The sequence below is a fragment of the Oceanicaulis sp. genome, assembly GCF_051859625.1.
In the GTDB taxonomy this organism is placed as follows: domain Bacteria; phylum Pseudomonadota; class Alphaproteobacteria; order Caulobacterales; family Maricaulaceae; genus Oceanicaulis.
In genome coordinates, this window is the sequence record NZ_JBHYFH010000001.1 from 247,728 (window position 1) to 262,268 (window position 14,541).

A 14,541-nucleotide genomic window follows, 5' to 3' on the forward strand; every position below is an offset into this window, starting at 1 on the left:
ACGGTGCGCATATCAACCATTGAGGGCTCCCATGCGTTTCACTCTCCCCCTTCTCTCCAGCGCCCTTCTCGGGCTCATGACCGCGCCGACCCAGGCAGAAACCGGCCTGCTTATTCTCAGCCCGCAGCCCATCTCCCTGCCGCAACAGACGCCTCTATCGCTGGACGCGCTTGGATGTTCGGTCTGGCGCCATGGCCAGATCGGCGGCTCACGCGGCGAACTCTCTCTGGGCGAGGCCACGCATTTTGCTCTGGCGAGCTGTGAGAGCGATCAGACTTCCACTGCAGAAGGTCGCGCCGCCCTGCGCTTCGGTCTGGGCTTGCCTGACAACGCGGTGCTGCTGGAAGGCGCGTATCGGAACACGGAAATGAATCCTGCCTCAATGATTGAAACGCCGGAGCGGTATTACGTGCTGAAAATCGGGACCTTCAACAACACAGACCCTGACGCCCGCCAGGCCGGCCATGCAGACTTCATGGCCACAGCCGCTCAACGCCCCCACGCCTTCACCATCGCGGCGACGATCGATGTGGACTGGGCGGCCGGCATGTCCACGCCGGACACGGTGGAGGTGTTTTACTATCGCGACTATGCCGAAGGCCGCGCCTTCGCCACCATGAATGACGACATCGTCTCAGCGTCCGACGCGTTTAACGCCGCCCATTTCGACGCATATGTGTATTTCGCCGGTCTGACGCCAGACGCGCGCGCGCCACAAACACGGCTTGAGGCCGGCTCGGTGCTCAGCTACACGCTCGCCGCGCCTTCAGAAACAGGCGTGCAGGCGCGCAACGGCTTCGCCCAGTTTGACGCCATGGCCGCCGCAGAGCGGGCTTCCGGGCCGCGCTTTGATGTGCGCAGCACCATCTTGGGGGATTTTGAACCGGACAGCGTGCAGATGCATGTCTGGCCCTCTCAACACGCGGCCGACGCGTATGAGACCTATGAACGCCGCCCCCTGCTGGAGCGCTTTGCATCTCAAGGCTGGACGGGGCGCCGGGTTTACAGCGCCGTTCTGGAAGATGACCTCGATCTGACGCTCGACCCTGACAAGTTCTACACGCTGGCGCTGGCCTGGTTTGACCCGGAAAACCCAACTGATTATGCGCGCTATCTCGATATGGTCGCCGAAGACCTCGCCGCCGTCGGCGGGCGGTTTGTGTACAAGATGTACAATCCCGACGCCCATCTGACCGGTGAGACGCTGGACGCGCCCGACCAGATCACCCTGGCCGAATGGGACAGCATTGAGAGCCTGCGCGCCTTGCGCAGCCTGCCCCAATATCAAGCCGCCGCCCCCTATCTCGACAGCGGCACACGATATTTCGAGTTCTACAGCCTCAACCTCACCCCGCCCTCACAAGGCGTCACCGCGCCCTAGCGCCTTGCTGCAACCGGACCAAAGGTCCGCAAGGCCAAAGGCCGCCCGCAGTGTCAGCGAGGACCAACGAAGCGGAGGCGAAGGAGAACAAGAAAACCGGACCAGAGGTCCGCAAGCGCGACCGCGCGCCCGCAGCTTTAGCGAGGATCGACAGAGCGGAGGCGAGGGAGAACAGAAAAAATGGTGCGGGCGGCCGGACTTGAACCGGCACGGGCGTTGCCGCCCAACGGATTTTAAGTCCGGTGCGTCTACCAATTCCGCCACGCCCGCATGCGCGCCTTAATCAGACACTGTGTCTTCTGAATACGAAACGGGCCGGACTTTGAAAAGTCCGGCCCGCTGATCTTTGGCAGAAGACAGAAAGCTCTAGCGTTTGATCTCATCCTGGCTGGTGATGATCTTGCCGCACAGGCCGTAATCGACGGCCTCTTTGGCGGTCAGCCAGAAATCACGATCGGTGTCTTTCTCGATCCGGGCCAGCGATTGCCCGGTGGCGTCGGCGAAGATCTGGTTCAAACGCTCGCGCATGGAGCGCATCTCGCGAACCTGGATCTCGATATCAGACGCCATGCCGCCGGCGCCGCCGGACGGTTGGTGCAAGAGGAAGCGGGTGTTGGGCAGCGCGTACCGGTCTTCCTTGTTGGCGCCCACATAGATCAGCGCGCCGGCGCTGGCGACCCAGCCCGAACCGAGCACGATCACGCGCGGTTTGATGAACTTCATCGTGTCGTGGATCATGTCGCCGGATTCCACATGGCCGCCCGGCGAGGAGATGACCATCAGGATCGGCTCGTCGGATTTGGCCGCCAGCGCGAAGAGCTGGGCGCAAACCTCACGGGCGGTTTTGTCCGAGATTCCCCCGGTGATCAGGATGGTGCGGCTTTCAAAGAGCGCTTTGCCCACATAATCAGGGGTTTTCGGCGCGTCCTTGTCTTCGCCGTCTTCGTCGTCATTGCGGATGATCGGGTCGGTATAGCCGTAAGACATCGGCGGCGGTCCTCAAAAAAGGCTTGAGGCCCTGAACGCTCAGGGCCGGTAAGGCGGGTTCAGGCCAAAACGTAAGATGGCCCGAGCGGGACGGCAAGCATGGCCTCCAGCACGTTAAGGGGCGGTTGCTTTAACGCGCGCCTTCGGCAAGCGCTTGCAGCCCGCTCTCAACGGTCTTGAGCACGGCTTCATCCGTGCCGCGCGCGACCAGGGCTACCCCGCGGGTGATGGAGCCGTCTTCAGCGTCCTTGAACCAGGGGTAAGAGCCCAGCGACACAGACGGATAGTCCGCCTGCATCTGGCCCAAAGCTTCAGCGAGATCGCCTTCGCGAGCGTTTTCCAGCCGGACGGTGACCGAATGGGTGACCTTGCCGCGAGTCAGGCGCGGGGCGATGTCTTCAAGCATGCCGCGCGCGATTTTCGGCACGCCGGCGAGCACAAAGACATTTTCAATCTGAAAGCCCGGCGCGCCGGTCACCGGGTTCTCCACCAGAACCGCGCCCTCGGGGATGCGCGCCATACGCAGGCGCGCGGGCGTGACCTCGGTGTTTGTCTTGGCGTACCAGTGCTCGAGAATCTCGCGCGCATCATCGCGCACATCAATCGAGCGACCGAACGCAGCGGCGACGGCGTCCGCGGTGATGTCGTCATGGGTCGGGCCGATGCCGCCCGTGGTGAACACATAGGTGCAGCGCGCGGACAGCGCCCTCACCGCCTCCACAATGGCGTCCTGATCATCGGACACGATCCGCACTTCGCTCAGAGCAATGCCAAGCGGCGCCAGGAATTCGGCGATTTGCTGCACATTGATGTCGCGGGTGCGGCCAGACAGGATTTCATCGCCGATGACGACAATGCCGGCGCTGACAGCCTCCGGTTTCGCTTCACTCATGACCGCCCCTCTCTTGCGTGCGTGATGGGGAAGACTATGGTCCCGCCCTTCCCGCTCTCCAAGGTCTTGTGATGCGATTTCCCGCCCCGCTCCATCCCGGCGTCCTGATCAAACGCTATAAGCGCTTCCTGGCGGATGTGGAGCTTGAGACCGGCGAGACCGTGACCGCGCACTGCCCCAATCCCGGCTCGATGCTGGGGCTGAAGGATCCCGGCAGCCGCTGTTGGCTCAGCCATACCGATGATCCCAAGCGCAAACTCAAATACACGCTCGAAGTGCTGGAAGCGGACAACACGCTGGTGGGCATCAACACCAACCGTCCCAACCGGCTGGCGGAAGACGCGATCCGTGCGGGCGCCATTCCCGCTTTGTCAGGGTATGAGGCTTTGCGCCGGGAAGTGAAATACGGCGCCAATTCGCGCATCGACCTGCTGCTGGAAAGCGCGGACCGGCCTGTCTGTTATGTGGAAGTGAAGAACTGCCATCTGAGGCGCACGCCCGGCCTGACCGAGTTTCCCGACAGCGTCACCAGCCGCGGCGCCAAGCATCTGGGCGAGCTGTCGGACATGGTGCGTCAGGGCCATCGCGCCGTGCAGCTCTTTATCGTACAGCGCAATGATTGTGACGTGTTGTCGCCGGCCGACGATCTCGATCCGGTTTATGCGCAAGCCTTGCGCGACGCCTCGCTTGCGGGCGTGGAAATCATCGCCTGGGCGTGTGAGATCACGCTGGACGGCATCGAAATCGTGCGTGAAATCGAGGTGAAACTGTGAGCCAGCAGAGCGTATTGAACCCGGCGGACGCAGGCTGGGACCTGCCCCGTCCGTTCATCCTGCCCGTGACGGTCCGGGCGGAGGATATCGACGATTTCGATCACGCCAATAACTCGGTCTATTTGCGCTGGGCGGACCAGAACGCCTGGGCGCACTGGGCGGCGGACGGGTTTCAGCCTGAAGACTGCCGCACCGAAGATCGCGGCATGGCGATCATGCGTACCGAAGCCGATTATCTGGGCCATTGCCGGCTGGGCGACGACATCGCCTGCGCGGTCTGGATCGCCCGATCTGACGGCAAATTGCGCGCCGAACGCTGGTATCAGTATCGCCGCATCTCTGATGGCGAGACGGTCTTTCGCGCTGTGACGCGGCTGGTCTGCTTTCAGCTTTCAACCGGCCGCCCGGCCCGCATGACGGACTCCTTTGCGCGCCACTACGCCAAACCGGCTGACGATATCCGCGCCGCAGCCGATGCGCTGGACGCCCGCTTGAAGCGAGGCTGACGCCGGTCTCCGCTGCGCATTACAGACCGGAAAGTTTTTCAAGCGGCCCCACGCGCCTATAGTCCGCCCCAATGTGATTAAGGGGAGACTATCATGCGATTTGCACTCGCTATTGCGGCCAGCGCGCTTGTTCTGAGCGCCTGCGCCAGCGTTCCGGCGCCTGAAACAGCTCAGACCGAAGCGATGGCGCCTGCCGTCAATGCGTCGTCGATTGAAGCGCATATCCGGTTTCTGGCCGATGACCTTCTGGAAGGCCGCGAGGCCGGCGAACGCGGCTATGACATCGCCGCCGCCTATATGGAAAGCCAGTTCCGCCTGATCGGACTGGAGCCGGGCGGCATGGAAGGCTATCGCGCCGAAGTGCCGCTGCAGGTGATGTCCGCCAATCAGGACGAAGCCCGCTTCATTCTGGATGGCGAAGCGCTGACCCCGGGCGAGGATTTCGTCGTCTCTCCGCATGCCGTGCTGGACGACGCCGCCATTGAAGCGGACGCGGTGTTTGTCGGCTTCGGCATGGACACGCCGCAACTGGGCTATGACGATTACGACGGTCTGGATGTGGCCGGCAAGATCGTGGTGGTTCTGGCCGGCACGCCGGGCGAGCTGGCGTCTGACGTCAGCGCGCACCTGAATTCCAGCCGCACCAAGGCGCGTTTCGCCGCCGACAATGGCGCCATCGGCATGGTTCAGATCGCGCCTGAAGGCCTGACGCGCCGGACTTTTGCCCGCATGGCGCCCTACGCCGCCGGCGAAAGCATGACCACTGAAGCCGCGTCCGCCGCGTCCGAGTTGCAGGTCCGCGCGACGATTTCCGACGCTGTCGCAGCGCGTCTGTTCGAACTGGCGGGCCAGGATTTCGCCGCCATTCTGGACAACGCCGTCAACGGCGAAGCGCCCGAAGGCTTCGACCTGAACCAGATGCTCAGCCTGTCCGCTGTGACCGAACGCGAGATGGTCTATTCCGACAATGTGGTGGGCGTGCTGCCCGGGTCTGATCCGATGCTCGCGGACGAGCCGGTCATCATCACCGCGCACCTCGACCATATCGGCATCTGCCGTCTGGAAGAGGATGTGGACCGGATCTGTAATGGCGCGCTCGACAACGCCTCGGGGTCCGCGATCATGATCGAGACCGCCCGCGCCCTGGCCGACAGAGAGCGTCAGCGCCGCCCGGTGGTCTTCATCGGCCTGACGGCTGAGGAAAAAGGCCTTCTGGGGTCCGCCCATATCGCCGCCAACATCACGCCGGCCATGGAAGGCATGGTGGCCAACATCAATCTGGACATGCCGGTGATCCGTTATGAGTTCAACGACCTGATCGGATTTGGCGCGGAGCATTCGAGCCTGGGTCCGATCGCGGACGCCGCCGCCCGCACCGTGGGCGCCAGCATCTCGGAAGACCCTCTGCCGCAGCAGGCGCTGTTCGTGCGCTCCGATCACTATAACTTCGTGCGCCAGGGCGTCCCGTCGCTCTTCCTGATGACGGGCTTCTCCAGCCCCAATCCGGATGATGACGAAGGTCAGGGCTTCCTGAACTTCCTGGGCGGCGATTATCACGCGCCGGGCGATGAAGCCGATAACGGCGTGATGTTTGATCAAGGCGCCAAGTTCGCCAACATCAATCTCGCCATCATCGAGGCGATCGCCAACAGCGATGAGACCCCGCACTGGAACGAGGACAGCTTCTTCGCCCAGTAAGGCGATCACAAACTGCGACTGAATGCGCGCCCGGACCCAGGACATGTTCCATCACGGTCCGGGCGCGGTTATATAGGGGTCAGGTAAAGACAGGATGAGACGTGACTGACACCGGCTTGGACCTCGACGACGCGCCGACGCGCGACGGGCATATCAAACGCCACACGCCCGAGGACTTTGAGGGCATGCGCAAGGCGGGCCAGTTATCGGCCCGGGCGCTGGACATGCTGGTGGAGTATGTGAAACCCGGAGTCAGCACCCAGGCCCTCGATGATCTGGTGCGCGAGTTTTATCTCGACCATGGCGCAGCGCCTGCGACGATCTTTTATCGCGGCTACACCAAATCAAGCTGCACCTCGATCAACCACGTGGTCTGTCACGGCATCCCCAACAGCAAACCGCTGCGCGACGGCGATATCGTCAATATCGACGTGACCTGCGTGCTGGACGGCTGGCATGGCGACACCTCGCGCATGTTCGGCGTGGGCGACGTCAAGCGCAAGGCGGCCCGCCTTGTGGAAGTGACCTATGAAGCGATGATGCGCGGCATCGAACAGGTCAAACCGGGCAATCATTTCGGCGATATCGGCGCCGCCATCCAGGAACACGCCGAAGCCCAGCGCTATTCGGTCGTGCGCGATTTCTGCGGCCATGGCCTCGGCCGTCTGTTCCATGACGCGCCGAATGTTCTGCACTTCGGCGAATACGGCACAGGCCCTGTTATCGAAGAAGGCATGTTCTTCACCATCGAGCCCATGCTCAATATCGGCAAGCCGGGCGTTAAAATCCTCAATGACGGCTGGACCGCGGTGACGCGCGACAAATCCCTGTCCGCCCAGTTCGAGCATTCCATCGGGGTGACCAAGGACGGGGCCGAGCTGTTCACCAAATCCCCCGCCGGTCTTGACCAGCCGCCCTGCGGCTAGATCTCAAGCTTTCATTCGGTAGGGCTTGGCCAAAACTCAGATGACTCAAACAAAAAACCCCGGAGCGGTGCTCCGGGGTTTTGTCGTTCAGTCCGAGAGAAGACCTAAACCGTCACGCCTTTCAGGCGCGCCTTGGCTTTCTCGGCGCCGATCAGCGGCAGGATCTCGGCCATTTCCGGGCCGCGTTCCTGACCGGTCAGGGCCATGCGCAGGGGCTTGAACAGCGCCTTGCCCTTGCGGCCCGTCGCTTCTTTCAGCGCGCCGGTCCAGACGCTCCAGCTCTCACCGGTCAGCGCGCCCTCAGGCAGCATGTCGCCGGCTTGAGAGACAAAGTCCGCGTCTTCATCGGCGATGGCGGGCGTGACCGGGCCTTCGATCAGACGCACCCATTCGATGACGTCTTTCACAAAAGTGAGGTTCGGGCGCACGGTCAGCCAGACCGCCTCGCCGCCATCCGCGTCCAGCGCCGCCAGCTTGGGCTGGGCGTCGGCATAGCTCATGGCGTGCACCAGCTTGGCGTTCAGGCGCTTGAGCTCTTCTGGATCAAAGCGCGCCGGGGTGCGCGACAGCTTGCCGAACTCAAACTCGTCGGCGAGTTGTTGCAGATCATCGCGTGCATCCACGGCGTCCGACGTGCCGATCTTGGCCAAAAGCGAGCACACCGCCATCGGCTCATAGCCGTCAATCTCACGCAGGTCTTCAATGGACAGAGAACCCAGACGCTTGGACAGCTTGTCGCCGTCTGCGCCGACCAGAAGCGCGGTATGGCCCATGGCGGGCGCCGAGCCCTTGCCGCCCAGCGCTTCGAAAATCTCGATCTGCGCGGCCGAGTTCGTCACATGGTCTTCGCCGCGGATGATGTGGGTGACGTTTGAGTCCAGGTCATCCACAACGCTCGGCAGCGTATAAAGATAGCTGCCGTCAGCGCGGATCAGGATAGGATCGGAGACAGAGCTGGTTTCGATATGGCTCGGCCCGCGCACGAGATCAGTCCATTCGATGCGGCCGCCTGACAGCTTGAAACGCCAGTGCGGCTTGCGGCCTTCGGCGTCGAGCTTGGCCTTGTCCTCATCGGTCAGGCTGAGCGCGGCGCGGTCATAGACCGGCGGCTTGCTCTGGGCGCGCTGGATCTTGCGTTTGCGGTCCAGCTCATCCTCGGTCTCATAGCACGGATACAGAAGGCCCTGATCGATCAGGCTCTGTTTGGCCGCTTCATATTTGTCAAAGCGCTCGGACTGCTTGAACGTTTCGTCCCAACTCAGCCCCAGCCAGGTAAGGTCGGCCTTGATGGCGTCTTCATTGTCCTGTGTGGAGCGCTCAAGGTCCGTATCGTCGATCCGCAGCAAGACCGTGCCGCCCTGGCTCCGCGCGAACAACACGTTCAGCAAGGCGGTGCGCACATTGCCCACATGCAGACGGCCGGTGGGACTGGGGGCGAAACGGACTTTCACGGTCATGGATATCGGCTCTGTTTCTATAAAGAGGCGCCGCACTGGTGCGCGACCTAAAGCGCGGCTTTAGACCGCCGCCAACGGCGCGTCAAACACCAGAGTGCGCAGGCTGACTTGATGGTCTGTCCGGACAGGACGATGCTGGCGCCCAAACCGTGGGGAACGGCCATGACGTCACAATCCGAGCCGCCGATGGAACAAGGGCCGAAAGGCCCTCAGCTTGATGAATTGCTAGACGGGCTGATGGGCTGGAACCGGTCCTTTCTGAGGACTCTCTCTGATGGCTTGCTCGCGCCCGAACGGGTCGCCCACGCGGTTCTGATACAGGAGCGCGACACGTACGCCTCGCCGCTTCGACTTCTGATTTTTCTGTTCGGCATCTACACCGCCCTGACCGTCTTCATCGTCGGGGGAGACCTGCAGTCCATTGAAACCGTCACGCCTGCATCCGCTGAAGTTCTGAACGCCTGGCTTGTTGAGCAAGGGACGGATCTCGAGACGGTGAACGCGGTCTGGAGCTTCTGGCTCAACATCCTCGTCTGGCCGATCATGGTGATCTCTTCCTTCCCATTCGCGCTGCTGTTCAAGGCATTTGCGCCCAAGCGAACGCTGTACGGCGCGGTGCTGGTCTATCTGACCACGATCAACACCATGACGGCGGCGCTGATCATCTTGATGCTGGGCCTGGTTCTGGTTTCAGACAGCCAGACGACCATGATGCTGAGTCTTTTCCTCTCCACTGTGATCTATTTTTACGTCACTGCGCGGGTCGTCTCGGCGCATTATTCGAGCAGCCTGATAGGGACGATACTGAAGGTCTTTTCCTTCATGCTGTTGACCCCGGTCACACTAGTGATCACGGTTGCTCTGCAATTTCTTGCATTTGATCAGGTGATGGAGCATCGCTTTGATCAGAATGTCAGGGACATGATTGAATTAAGGGGAGACACAGCGCCATGAAATCACGCGAAATCCGATTGACGCAGCATTTCACCGGCCCGGTGAAATCAGACTATTTTGAACTCGCCGAAGTGGACTTGCCCGAACCCGCCGAGGGCGAGGTCGTGGTGCGCAACGCCTGGCTGTCGGTGGATCCGTATATGCGCGGCCGCATGATCGGCGTGAAAACCTATATCGACCCGTTCGCCGTGGGCGCGCCGCTGGAAGGCGGCGCCGTGGGTCAGGTCGTCCAGTCCAAGGCTGACGGTTTCGCCGAGGGCGACTGGGTGATGAGCATGAAGGGCTGGCGCGAAGGCTATGTGGCCGCCGCCGACAGCCTGACCAAGATCGACGCCAGCGTCCTGCCCCCTGAAGCCTATCTGGGCGTGGCGGGTCTGACCGGCATGACCGCCTATATCGGCCTCAAGCGCATCATCGAGCTGAAAGAGGGTGAAACCTTGTGGATGAGCGCCGCCGCCGGCGCGGTGGGCTCGGCCGGCGTTCAATTCGCCAAAGCCATGGGCGCCCATGTCGTCGCCACCGCAGGCGGTAAAGAGAAAACCGATTTCTGCACCGAGATCGGCGCCGACGCCGTGGTCGATTACAAGGCGACAGATGATCTGGCGGGCGCGGTGCGCGCCGCGGCGGAACCATTTGGCGGCGTGGACGCCTATTTCGAGAATGTCGGCGGCGATCACCTTCAGGCCGCGCTGGACGTCATCAAGCCTCATGGCCGCATGGCCGTTTGCGGCATGATCGCACGCTATAATGACGACACCCCCCTGCCCGGTCCCACCAATCTGACCCAGATCATCGCCAAGAAGCTGAAGGTCCAGGGCTTCATCCTGTCAGATCATTTTGATCTGCAGGGGGAGTTCATCAAGGATCTGTCTGACTGGATGATGGCGGGCAAGGTGAAAACCCGCGACACCGTCTATGACGGCATCGAACAGACGCCCGACGCTTTCATGGGGCTCTTCACCGGCGCCAATATCGGTAAAATGCTGGTCAAGCTCTGACGTGAACCGGGCCGGACGCGCCTTGCGCGTGTTCCGGCCCGAACGCGACCTGTGATAGCCCACCAATCAACTTCTGATTTATCGCGTCGTATTCTTCTCCGTACGGAGCGCCTGCTATACCTCTTGTGAAGACTTTCTCCCTAATGGTTACCCCTACCGTTGTTTGAGACAGGACGGTCGTCTTTCAGGCGTCCGAGGGTTTCCATGAACGTAGAACAATTGAACGCGCGTGCTGAGGGCCGTCTCGCCGGTCTTGTGGGACTGGATGTCGTTGAGGCCAGCGCCACCCGCATTCGCGGCGCCCTGACGGTTCGTCCTGAACTGCAAGCGCCCACAGGCTTCCTGCATACCGCCACCATCATCGCCATGCTCGATACGCTGGCGGGCTATGGCGCGAGCATGAATATTCCCGACCGATCGATCGGCTTCACCACGATTGAAGTGAGTTCGAGCTTCTTCGGCGCCGCGCGCGAAGGCCGCGTCATCGGCGAGGCCGTTCCCATCCACCGGGGCAGCACGACCCAGATCTGGTCGGCCAATTGCTGGCGCGAAAGCGACAACAAGGAAATCGCGGTCTTCCGCTGCACCCAGATGGTGCTTTATCCGCCGCGCCGGGGCGAATCCAAAGAAGAGTAGCTTCATCGCCATCGCATTTCAGGCCACACTGTCCCTATCAGGGGCAGGGGGACAAAGATGAGCGGGTCAGAGACTGACGAACAGGGGCGCAAGGATCGCGACGACCTGATCGAAGATACGCTCGGCTTCAATCTACGAAGCCTGAAAACCGTGTACGCCTTGCTGGCCACCCCCCGATCGGTCATGCAGGCCATCACCGAGAAAGACCGCGAGCGCTACACGCCAATGCTCCGCCTGTTTCTCGGGCTGATGGGCATTCAAGTCGCTCTGTCCGTGATCTGGGGCGGACATGCCGGCATCCTGGAACAATCGCTTTCCCGCTTGTCAGAGGAGCAGCTGCAGGATCTGCAAACCCTTGTCGGTCGGCCCCTCGACGAGTTCTACGCGCACTTCGGCAATATCGCCGGGTTTCTTCAGCCCATTCTGGTCGGCCTGTTCACGGCCTGCTCGGTGCTGATCCTGCGCCTGATGGGCGACAAACGCCCCTTCAGCGTCAACCTCAACCTGATGTTTGCGATCCTGAATGCCGGCAGCATTATCGGGCTTGTCTTGATGATCCCGCAGACGCAACTGGGGCTTCCATGGGCTTTGGGCACGGGCCTGGTGATGCTGGGATATTTTCAGACGGTCTACAGAGGCATGCCGGAGAGCGTCATCGGCGCCGGCGCCAAGCGTTGGGGCTACAGCCTTCTGATGACCCTGGTTCTGATCATCCTGATCCTGATCGCAGGCATCGTCATGCAGAGCCTATCCCTGCTGGGCGCTTACATCTGGCCCTGACGCGCAACGCGGTACAGGCGCCCCAGGACGCCGCCGCCGACACAGGCGCCCACAAAGGCCGCCAGCGTGTCATTTCCGAACATGTGCAGGAAACCTGCATAGGACAGGCAGGCCGCCGCTACGGCCAGCCCGGTCGCGCTGATTCTGTTCAGCCATGAAACAGGTGCTTGGGTCATGGTTTCCTAAAAGCAAACAACGGGCCGGTTTCGTAGCCCTTTGTTTACCATAACGCGCAATTTCGCGTTAGGACTGCACACCAATTCAGCTGATACGCCTGTATAGCCTTGCAATCAGGGCTCAGAATCGCGCTTCATGGCGCTGTCCAATGTTGGCGGCGAACGATTCTCATGCCGCCGCCTTATCCAACCAGTGGGGGGAACCCTGATGAATAAATCTGAACTCGCCAAAGCCATCGCCGACAAAGCTGGCATCACCAAAGCCCAAGCCGGCGACGCCATCGACGCGTTCGCAGACGCCATCGTCGGCGCTGCTAAGTCTGATGACTCCGTGCAACTGGCGGGCTTCGGCACCTTCCACGCCAAGCACCGTGAAGCGCGCGAAGTGCGTAACCCGCGGACCGGCGAGAAAATGATGTCCAAAGCCAAGACCCAGCTGGCCTTCCGTCCGGCTTCGGCTCTGAAAGACATTTAAGCGTTTTCCGCCTTCGGGCGGATCAGGCTGAGCGAAACCGCCGCCCCTACGGGCGGCGGTTTTGTTTTGGCCCGACGCAACGCAAGAAAAAGCCCGGCTCGTTGAGCCGGGCTTTTTGACGTCATGCTTTCGCGCTGGCCTATTCGGCCGCCACAGCGCCGCGTTTGAGGCCTTGGGCGGGCTTCAGCGCGTCAGAGATCTGGAAGGCCATTTCCAGCGCCTGGTCCGCGTTCAGACGCGGATCGCAATGGGTGTGATACCGGCTCGACAGATCGGCTTCGGACAGGTGCCCGGCGCCGCCGACGCATTCGGTCACGTCCTGGCCCGTCATCTCGAAATGCACCCCGCCGGGCTCGGCCCCTTCAGCGCGCAGGACTTCGATGAAGGTGCGCAGCTCAGAGAGCACCTTGTCAAAATCGCGGGTCTTGTAGCCATTGGCCGCCTTGTGCGTGTTGCCGTGCATCGGGTCACACGACCAGATCACATTGCGCCCTTCAGACTGCACCTTGCGTACCAGCGGCAGCAGGCCCTCCGCCACCTTGTCCGCGCCCATCCGCACATACAGGATCAGACGCCCAGCCTCATCACGCGGGTTCAGAACATCGATCAGACGGATCAGCTCATCAGGGTCCAGCGTCGGGCCGCATTTGAGCCCGACCGGATTTTCCAGGCCGCGCATGAACTCAACATGGGCGTGGTCAGGCTGACGCGTCCGGTCGCCGATCCACAGCAAATGCGCGCTGGTGTCATACCAGCGGCCGGAATTGCTCTCCATCCGGGTCATCGCCTGCTCGAACGGCAGGTGCAGCGCTTCGTGGGAGGTGAAGAAATCCACCCCTTCCAGCGAGGGCGCGCCGTCAGGCGTCACGCCGCACGCGCGCATGAAGGCCAAAGCCTCGCCGATGCGGTCGGCATATTCCTGATAGCGCTCGCCCGCCGGGCTGCCCGCCAGGAAATCAAGCGTCCACTGGTGGACATTGTGAAGGTCGGCATAGCCGCCCGACGCCAGCGCGCGCAGCAGGTTCAGCGTCGCCGCTGACTGGTCATACGCCCGGATCAGACGTTCGGGATCGGGTACGCGCGCTTCTTCGGTGAAGGCCATGTCATTGACGGAATCGCCGCGATAGCTGGGCAGGGTCACGCCGTCGATGGTTTCAGAATCCGACGAGCGCGGCTTCGCGAACTGGCCTGCAATGCGGCCCACTTTCACCACCGGCTTGGCGCTGGCGAAAGTCATCACCACCGCCATTTGAAGCAGCACGCGGAAGGTGTCGCGCACGGTCTCCGCGGAGAACTCCTTGAAGCTCTCGGCGCAATCGCCGCCCTGCAGCAGGAAAGCCTGCCCCGCGGACACATTGGCGAGCTGGCTTTTCAACCGGCGCACCTCGCCGGCAAAGACCAGCGGCGGGCGCTTGGCGAGCTCGGATTCCACCCAATAGAGCTTATCCATATCGGGATAAGTCGGTAATTGCTTACCGGGTTTGGATCTCCAGCTCTCAGGGCTCCACACAGTCATGGCCTTCGCCTTTCTAGAATTTGGCCGGACATATTAGCGGCGATTGTGCAATGCAGTAAGCCCCGAGTGTAAGCCCGCGGGGTATACTGTATCGTAAACACCACAATTATCGCCTCAGTTGAATTTTTTATCCAGGCGCCCTCTAATTGGGGAATTCAACTTCCATCAGGGCGAGAGGCGATCTCATGACCATCACGATCACAGGCATTTCTCATCAATCCGGCGCCGTTTTCACCGCACAGTTCACGGTGTCCGGCGGCAGCATCACGCATTCAGACCTGGCGGTTGAATTCCAGTCGGACGCCAGCAAAAGCTTCACGGACGTGCAGGCTGACGCCTTGAGCGCCGCCACCGCCGCCTTGCAGAGCTAGACCCTGTGCTGAATT

16 protein-coding genes and 1 tRNA gene are annotated in these 14,541 nt (G+C 61.7%); 11 read left to right on the plus strand and 6 right to left on the minus strand.

Annotated elements, in window-relative coordinates; genetic code table 11:
• Positions 1-31 precede the first annotated feature (31 nt).
• A complete protein-coding gene (locus ACTIGF_RS01230; protein ID WP_439635136.1) occupies positions 32-1,381 on the plus strand; it encodes a DUF1330 domain-containing protein in 1,350 nt (449 codons plus the stop codon).
• A gap of 181 nt (positions 1,382-1,562) precedes the next feature.
• On the opposite strand, the gene ACTIGF_RS01235 is transcribed toward ACTIGF_RS01230, so the two are convergent.
• The 3 genes from ACTIGF_RS01235 to ACTIGF_RS01245 all read right to left on the minus strand — a co-directional run bounded on the left by ACTIGF_RS01235 (position 1,563) and on the right by ACTIGF_RS01245 (position 3,260).
• Positions 1,563-1,651 (minus strand) — tRNA-Leu (locus tag ACTIGF_RS01235).
• A gap of 96 nt (positions 1,652-1,747) precedes the next feature.
• The gene (locus ACTIGF_RS01240) at positions 1,748-2,368 is read right to left on the minus strand and encodes an ATP-dependent Clp protease proteolytic subunit (protein ID WP_439635137.1); all 621 of its coding nucleotides are present in this window, start codon (positions 2,366-2,368) and stop codon (positions 1,748-1,750) included.
• 130 nt (positions 2,369-2,498) lie between these two features.
• A complete protein-coding gene (locus tag ACTIGF_RS01245) occupies positions 2,499-3,260 on the minus strand; it encodes a competence/damage-inducible protein A (protein ID WP_439635138.1) in 762 nt (253 codons plus the stop codon).
• 71 nt (positions 3,261-3,331) lie between these two features.
• Here ACTIGF_RS01245 and sfsA point away from each other — a divergent pair, with 71 nt between their 5' ends.
• The 4 genes from sfsA (at position 3,332) to map (ending at position 7,163) form a co-directional block, all read left to right on the plus strand.
• A complete protein-coding gene (sfsA, locus tag ACTIGF_RS01250; RefSeq protein ID WP_439635139.1) occupies positions 3,332-4,033 on the plus strand; it encodes a DNA/RNA nuclease SfsA in 702 nt (233 codons plus the stop codon).
• Positions 4,030-4,539: an acyl-CoA thioesterase gene (locus tag ACTIGF_RS01255; RefSeq protein WP_439635140.1), complete on the plus strand. Its 510-nt coding sequence runs from the start codon at positions 4,030-4,032 to the stop codon at positions 4,537-4,539. The genes sfsA and ACTIGF_RS01255 overlap by 4 nt, the downstream gene beginning before the upstream one ends.
• A 93-nt stretch (positions 4,540-4,632) precedes the next feature.
• Entirely contained in the window at positions 4,633-6,237 is a 1,605-nt protein-coding gene (locus ACTIGF_RS01260; protein ID WP_439635141.1) for a M28 family metallopeptidase, read from the plus strand.
• Between the two features lie 101 nt (positions 6,238-6,338).
• On the plus strand, positions 6,339-7,163 hold the full coding sequence (gene map / locus ACTIGF_RS01265) for a type I methionyl aminopeptidase (protein WP_439635142.1): 825 nt from the start codon (positions 6,339-6,341) through the stop codon (positions 7,161-7,163).
• A 104-nt stretch (positions 7,164-7,267) separates the two neighbouring features.
• Here map and gltX read toward each other — a convergent pair whose 3' ends face one another.
• Positions 7,268-8,620 (minus strand): glutamate--tRNA ligase, encoded by a 1,353-nt coding sequence (gltX, locus tag ACTIGF_RS01270; RefSeq protein WP_439635143.1) that lies wholly within the window; start codon positions 8,618-8,620, stop codon positions 7,268-7,270.
• A gap of 162 nt (positions 8,621-8,782) precedes the next feature.
• Here gltX and ACTIGF_RS01275 point away from each other — a divergent pair, with 162 nt between their 5' ends.
• The 4 genes from ACTIGF_RS01275 to ACTIGF_RS01290 all read left to right on the plus strand — a co-directional run bounded on the left by ACTIGF_RS01275 (position 8,783) and on the right by ACTIGF_RS01290 (position 11,988).
• The gene (locus ACTIGF_RS01275; RefSeq protein WP_439635144.1) at positions 8,783-9,574 is read left to right on the plus strand and encodes a hypothetical protein; all 792 of its coding nucleotides are present in this window, start codon (positions 8,783-8,785) and stop codon (positions 9,572-9,574) included.
• The gene (locus ACTIGF_RS01280) at positions 9,571-10,572 is read left to right on the plus strand and encodes an NADP-dependent oxidoreductase (RefSeq protein ID WP_439635145.1); all 1,002 of its coding nucleotides are present in this window, start codon (positions 9,571-9,573) and stop codon (positions 10,570-10,572) included. The genes ACTIGF_RS01275 and ACTIGF_RS01280 overlap by 4 nt, the downstream gene beginning before the upstream one ends.
• A gap of 204 nt (positions 10,573-10,776) precedes the next feature.
• A complete protein-coding gene (locus tag ACTIGF_RS01285; RefSeq protein WP_439635146.1) occupies positions 10,777-11,208 on the plus strand; it encodes a PaaI family thioesterase in 432 nt (143 codons plus the stop codon).
• Between the two features lie 57 nt (positions 11,209-11,265).
• A complete protein-coding gene (locus ACTIGF_RS01290; protein ID WP_439635147.1) occupies positions 11,266-11,988 on the plus strand; it encodes a hypothetical protein in 723 nt (240 codons plus the stop codon).
• Here the strand turns inward: ACTIGF_RS01290 and ACTIGF_RS01295 are convergent.
• Positions 11,973-12,164, minus strand: coding sequence for a hypothetical protein (locus ACTIGF_RS01295; protein WP_439635148.1), 192 nt, complete (start codon positions 12,162-12,164; stop codon positions 11,973-11,975). The two genes, ACTIGF_RS01290 and ACTIGF_RS01295, sit on opposite strands and share 16 nt — an antisense overlap.
• A 208-nt stretch (positions 12,165-12,372) precedes the next feature.
• Here ACTIGF_RS01295 and ACTIGF_RS01300 point away from each other — a divergent pair, with 208 nt between their 5' ends.
• Entirely contained in the window at positions 12,373-12,639 is a 267-nt protein-coding gene (locus ACTIGF_RS01300; protein WP_028284481.1) for an HU family DNA-binding protein, read from the plus strand.
• 139 nt (positions 12,640-12,778) lie between these two features.
• Here the strand turns inward: ACTIGF_RS01300 and ACTIGF_RS01305 are convergent, their stop codons facing one another.
• On the minus strand, positions 12,779-14,155 hold the full coding sequence (locus ACTIGF_RS01305; RefSeq protein ID WP_439635149.1) for a class II 3-deoxy-7-phosphoheptulonate synthase: 1,377 nt from the start codon (positions 14,153-14,155) through the stop codon (positions 12,779-12,781).
• Positions 14,156-14,340: 185 nt separating this feature from the next.
• Between ACTIGF_RS01305 and ACTIGF_RS01310 the strand changes: the two genes are divergently transcribed.
• The gene (locus ACTIGF_RS01310; RefSeq protein ID WP_439635150.1) at positions 14,341-14,526 is read left to right on the plus strand and encodes a hypothetical protein; all 186 of its coding nucleotides are present in this window, start codon (positions 14,341-14,343) and stop codon (positions 14,524-14,526) included.
• Positions 14,527-14,541: the final 15 nt, after the last annotated feature.

Bases quoted from the DNA above. Each gene is read 5' to 3' on its own strand.
- ACTIGF_RS01230 (WP_439635136.1), top strand. From the start codon at position 32: ATGCGTTTCACTCTCCCCCTTCTCTCCAGCGCCCTTCTCGGGCTCATG.
- ACTIGF_RS01240 (WP_439635137.1), bottom strand. From the start codon at position 2,368: ATGTCTTACGGCTATACCGACCCGATCATCCGCAATGACGACGAAGAC.
- ACTIGF_RS01245 (WP_439635138.1), bottom strand. From the start codon at position 3,260: ATGAGTGAAGCGAAACCGGAGGCTGTCAGCGCCGGCATTGTCGTCATC.
- sfsA (WP_439635139.1), top strand. From the start codon at position 3,332: ATGCGATTTCCCGCCCCGCTCCATCCCGGCGTCCTGATCAAACGCTAT.
- ACTIGF_RS01260 (WP_439635141.1), top strand. From the start codon at position 4,633: ATGCGATTTGCACTCGCTATTGCGGCCAGCGCGCTTGTTCTGAGCGCC.
- gltX (WP_439635143.1), bottom strand. From the start codon at position 8,620: ATGACCGTGAAAGTCCGTTTCGCCCCCAGTCCCACCGGCCGTCTGCAT.
- ACTIGF_RS01275 (WP_439635144.1), top strand. From the start codon at position 8,783: ATGACGTCACAATCCGAGCCGCCGATGGAACAAGGGCCGAAAGGCCCT.
- ACTIGF_RS01280 (WP_439635145.1), top strand. From the start codon at position 9,571: ATGAAATCACGCGAAATCCGATTGACGCAGCATTTCACCGGCCCGGTG.
- ACTIGF_RS01285 (WP_439635146.1), top strand. From the start codon at position 10,777: ATGAACGTAGAACAATTGAACGCGCGTGCTGAGGGCCGTCTCGCCGGT.
- ACTIGF_RS01290 (WP_439635147.1), top strand. From the start codon at position 11,266: ATGAGCGGGTCAGAGACTGACGAACAGGGGCGCAAGGATCGCGACGAC.
- ACTIGF_RS01295 (WP_439635148.1), bottom strand. From the start codon at position 12,164: ATGACCCAAGCACCTGTTTCATGGCTGAACAGAATCAGCGCGACCGGG.
- ACTIGF_RS01300 (WP_028284481.1), top strand. From the start codon at position 12,373: ATGAATAAATCTGAACTCGCCAAAGCCATCGCCGACAAAGCTGGCATC.
- ACTIGF_RS01305 (WP_439635149.1), bottom strand. From the start codon at position 14,155: ATGACTGTGTGGAGCCCTGAGAGCTGGAGATCCAAACCCGGTAAGCAA.
- ACTIGF_RS01310 (WP_439635150.1), top strand. From the start codon at position 14,341: ATGACCATCACGATCACAGGCATTTCTCATCAATCCGGCGCCGTTTTC.